This is a genomic window from Reinekea sp. (assembly GCF_982785585.1).
Genome location: NZ_CEYAVF010000053.1, coordinates 5,801 through 9,749 on the forward strand (window position 1 = coordinate 5,801; position 3,949 = coordinate 9,749).

A 3,949-nucleotide genomic window follows, 5' to 3' on the forward strand; every position below is an offset into this window, starting at 1 on the left:
GCGAGGGCGCGGTCATCGAAGTCGGCGAACTTACCGACCCCGTTTTCGGCCAGGGTGCCCCATGGCTTGTTGGTGCTGTTCTGATTGCCAAACAGACGCGTAAACACCTGATAGACGACAAGTTTACCCGTATGCGCGGCCGCTGGAAGATTCATCTGTACTGCAGTCCCTGATACTTTCCACGATTATAGCGAAGGCAGTCCATTTCCCGGGATTGAGTTCGAAGCATGGTTGAAAATGGCAAAGTACTAGCTGCGCCCGATGCGCGCAGCCTTAAATCAGACCAACCTGAGCGTTGAAGGCAATGACCAGGCGATCCGGTTGGCCAAAATAGGGCAGGGCCGAATGTTTCAAATAGGATGGGAAGATTACAATCTGGCCGTCTACCGGTTCCAGGTCCCACACCCCGGTGCCGTTGAGGTATTGGCTGCCGGCATCGAGATAATGGTCGGCGTTGATACGCGGATCGTAAAAGCGGTTGATGCCATTGCGTTGCGCAAAGTTAGTCGCGCCGACATCCAGGTAATAGATACCGCACCAGGAGCAGTTCGGGTGACTGTGGGCGTCATGGAAACCGCCGTTCTGCGTAATGTGATACCAGCTTTCGGTAATCTGAGCATCCGCTTGGGCGTCCTCGGGCCAAAAGCCGTGATTGACCTCGCTGGCGACGGTATTGAGTAAATCGGTGAACAGGACATTCAAGGTCTGGATGTCATCATTGTCCCGAGCCAAGAAGTCCAGTTCACTCTCTTGCAAGTTGCCCTTGGCGAGGACCCCGACCTCACTCTTAATCGCGCTGGGGCCGGAGGCGGCATCGGCGTAGATAAGTTTGCGCAGGGCATCCTTTAGCAGGTCATGATAGGGATTTTGGGTGATAAAACATTGGCTCTGCCACAGTTCAACCGGTTCAACATCCGGTGTATCGGAAACGGTTTCGAAATCAAAATCCATGGGGACAGCGCTCTGGGCAATGGGCAGGCAAGATTACCCAAGATCGGCCCCTTTTGTAAGGCCCGAGCGATAACAGCGCGCTGCACTGCAATCCGGCCGCGGTATGGCAGGCATAAAAAAGCCCGCCGAGGCGGGCAAAAAAACGAACATAATAGGGTGTAGCGGTTGTGCTCAGGCAAGACACAGGAAACAGGACATAGAACTTAGGCCTTATGACCCTGCCCGATGGAGGCAATCAGATCGTGCATGGCTTTTGAGATTGAATCGGTCGTTGCCTTAATCCAGTGGTTTAGTGCCTGGCTACGCAATGCGCGGGCTTGGCGAACGTACCGAGCGACTTCATCGGAGCTCAAACTTGGGGCTGTGAACGGTTCGTGGTTTTGCATGTCGATTCCTCTTTGCTTCAAAAAATTCTATAAAAGAAGTGTAGTGATTTGACCTTTGGCCAACAAACGATTATTTTTTGCACTATAGATGAAATTAACTCACTCATAGGTGACCTATCAAACGTTTACCGCCCTTCAAGGCTCTGCAGGCATTCGAATCGGCCGGTCGGACCGGCAGCTTTCAGGCCGCGGCCCAAGAGCTGTTTGTTACGCCCTCGGCCATTAGCCATCAGGTCAAGGCCCTGGAAGCCTTTCTCGGTTTGGAATTGTTTGAACGTAGGGTGCGTAAGGTGACCCTGAGTATGGCCGGTGAGCGCTATTTGGCGGCGATCAGCCAAGCCTTTATGCACATTGAATCGGCCACCGGACAGCTCGCTCGGCATGCTGGTGGCGAACTCAAGTTGGCGGTGGCACCGACCTTTCTCGATCGTTGGCTCTTGCCCCGTTTCAATGACTTCACCAATAGGCACCCTGAAATCGAACTGGATATTCACAGCTCTATCGGCGTGATCGACTTCAACCAGTCCGATATCGATATGGCCGTCTACTTTGGTGATGGGGAATGGGGTGGGGTCAGTTGCACCCACTTGCGGCCGTCCTTCTTGGTGCCGGTCTGTGCCCCGGAGCTGTTAGAGCAAGAGCGCATTATGGTGCCAGCCGACCTGCTCAAGCTGCGCCTGCTGCAGGTCAAGAAACGGCCTGAGCATTGGCCGAGCTGGTTTGCCCTATCGCAAACCGGCTTCCATCCGGCGCTCGGCATTATCAGTTTTTCCAATGGCATGATAACCGCGAATGCGGCAACCGAAGGCCTCGGGGTCGCCCTAACCGATCCGAGTTTGGTGTCGGCGGAGATAGAACGGGGCGAACTGATGATTCCAATTGATCTGGTTATGCAGCTGCCGAAGTCCTTTTATCTGGTCTCACAAAAAAACCGCCCACTCAGTCATCCCATGATGGTATTTCAGACCTGGATTATCGAGCGCATGGAGCGCGATTTGACTGAGCATAAGGGTTTAAAGCTTTGACCGCGTTGGTCCAGACTGCCCAGAGGGCCACCGCGACAGGGCCCTGCCTAAATGTCGCGCGGTAAAGATCTTATCTTGGTGCTAGTCAGCCCGATCTGGTTAGCCGTCACTAAAAAGTTACTAAACAGCCTAGCTGCCTAGCACATCGACAGTGGATGTCGGGGCCGTTACCCGTCTGAGAAAAATCACGAACACACCAACAGCAGAGCCCATCATAAAGGCTAGGATCAGCTTGAGCAGGAGCCTGCTCGAAAGATTACTGCTGTTCACTTCGACAATGCTTCCTAGAAGGTCATACAGCTGACCGTTGTCTGACAGAGAAGAGTTATTGGCAACCTGGATAATACCGGTTAAGGCATCATTAAGCCCGGCCATCTTGGCGCTAGAATCCGTAATTAATTGGCTAATTTTGGTGCTGTCGAGGGCCGCGGACTTGCCGTCGCTTTCGGATTGGTAAAATTCGATTTCTGAGATGACCGACTCCAGGTCGGATGAAAAATCGATTTTCTTTTCAAGTAACTCTTTGCGGTACTCAGGGTCCGCCATTTTCGAACCCAGCTGAAGCAATGTATTGACCAGGTCATTACTGTATTGTGGCGAATAGATTTGCGGACTGGTTTGCGATTGCCCAGGCCCTGTTTGGGCTTGCGAATCGTCTTGCTGACTGAACTGTATCAGGGCATCGTTGTAGACGGTTACCATGCGCTCTAAGCTGTCGCGTTGACGCTCCAGCTCTGCTAGCCGGGCTTCTCGAAAGCCTTTATTCCAGATTTCGCTATCGGCGCCCACGCCAGACTTTATGACAATTTCTTTTAGAATAGCGATCCGATACTTGCCTTCGGTGCCGAGCAGGTGCTCCAGATCGGATAACTTATAGCCCGAGCTTGGATCAGCAATATCGTTTAACAGGGGGCTATTGATATAATCGTTGGTAATTTTACTTAACACCTTGTGGGTGTCGGATAGGATGTTGACCTTGATCAACAAATCTTGTTCTTCTGCGGTGATGATCTGACTGCTCAACGTTGGTTGAATCTGATTTAACACCCCGCGATTTTTGATCGCCTGTGTGGCCCAGGTATCGGGAATATCGGACAAAATTTGGCTTGCTTTGGCCATGTTTCCGTTTACCAGGCTAAGGTCCAACAACAGGGTGCTGTTAATTCGGGCACTCTGACTCAGCGTCTGCGAATACGCGGCTATCGCCTCATTGAATTCTGCAACCGATAAACCCTTGTCTTGTGCGGCAAGGTTGGCGATAACGCCGTCTAATCGGCTCGCGCCAGCGAAACCGGGAGCCATGGTCAAGGCTGCGGAAAAGTCGTCGAAGGATACCGCTGGATCAACGTTTCGCGCGTAAACCTGGCGAAGAACAGGGCCGGAGAGAATTTCTAGAGGCGAAAATTTAGTCCGGTTGGGATAGAGCCCCGTTTCGGCGCCGTCAAAATTAAAATGCACCTGCATTTGAGCGCTGGAAGACTTCTCCCAACTGAGTCCTCCCAGTTGGTATATGACAGTCCCCAAAGAAAAGATTAGGCCCCAAAGCAGGATTCGCCATTTGCCCAGCCAAAGTGGCCATAGTATATC

General features: G+C 52.3%; 4 protein-coding genes. 1 reads left to right on the forward strand and 3 read right to left on the reverse strand.

What is annotated here, in order from left to right:
* Positions 1 to 273 precede the first annotated feature (273 nt).
* Positions 274 to 951, reverse strand: a complete 678-nt coding sequence (locus AC4FIC_RS14605) for a putative 2OG-Fe(II) oxygenase (RefSeq protein ID WP_273283802.1) — start codon at positions 949 to 951, stop codon at positions 274 to 276.
* A gap of 203 nt (positions 952 to 1,154) precedes the next feature.
* Complete coding sequence (locus AC4FIC_RS14610) at positions 1,155 to 1,337, reverse strand: hypothetical protein (RefSeq protein WP_100258090.1); 183 nt, start codon at positions 1,335 to 1,337, stop codon at positions 1,155 to 1,157.
* 143 nt (positions 1,338 to 1,480) lie between these two features.
* Between AC4FIC_RS14610 and AC4FIC_RS14615 the strand changes: the two genes are divergently transcribed.
* Entirely contained in the window at positions 1,481 to 2,362 is an 882-nt protein-coding gene (locus AC4FIC_RS14615) for a LysR substrate-binding domain-containing protein (protein ID WP_476195175.1), read from the forward strand.
* Positions 2,363 to 2,491: 129 nt separating this feature from the next.
* On the opposite strand, the gene AC4FIC_RS14620 is transcribed toward AC4FIC_RS14615, so the two are convergent.
* The coding region (locus AC4FIC_RS14620; protein WP_490359431.1) for a hypothetical protein at positions 2,492 to 3,949 on the reverse strand (1,458 nt) is incomplete at its 5' end.

What these genes read in the sequence shown, in the direction of transcription:
- AC4FIC_RS14610 (WP_100258090.1), bottom strand. Translation starts at nt 1,337, where the DNA reads ATGCAAAACCACGAACCGTTCACAGCCCCAAGTTTGAGCTCCGATGAA.
- AC4FIC_RS14605 (WP_273283802.1), bottom strand. Translation starts at nt 951, where the DNA reads ATGGATTTTGATTTCGAAACCGTTTCCGATACACCGGATGTTGAACCG.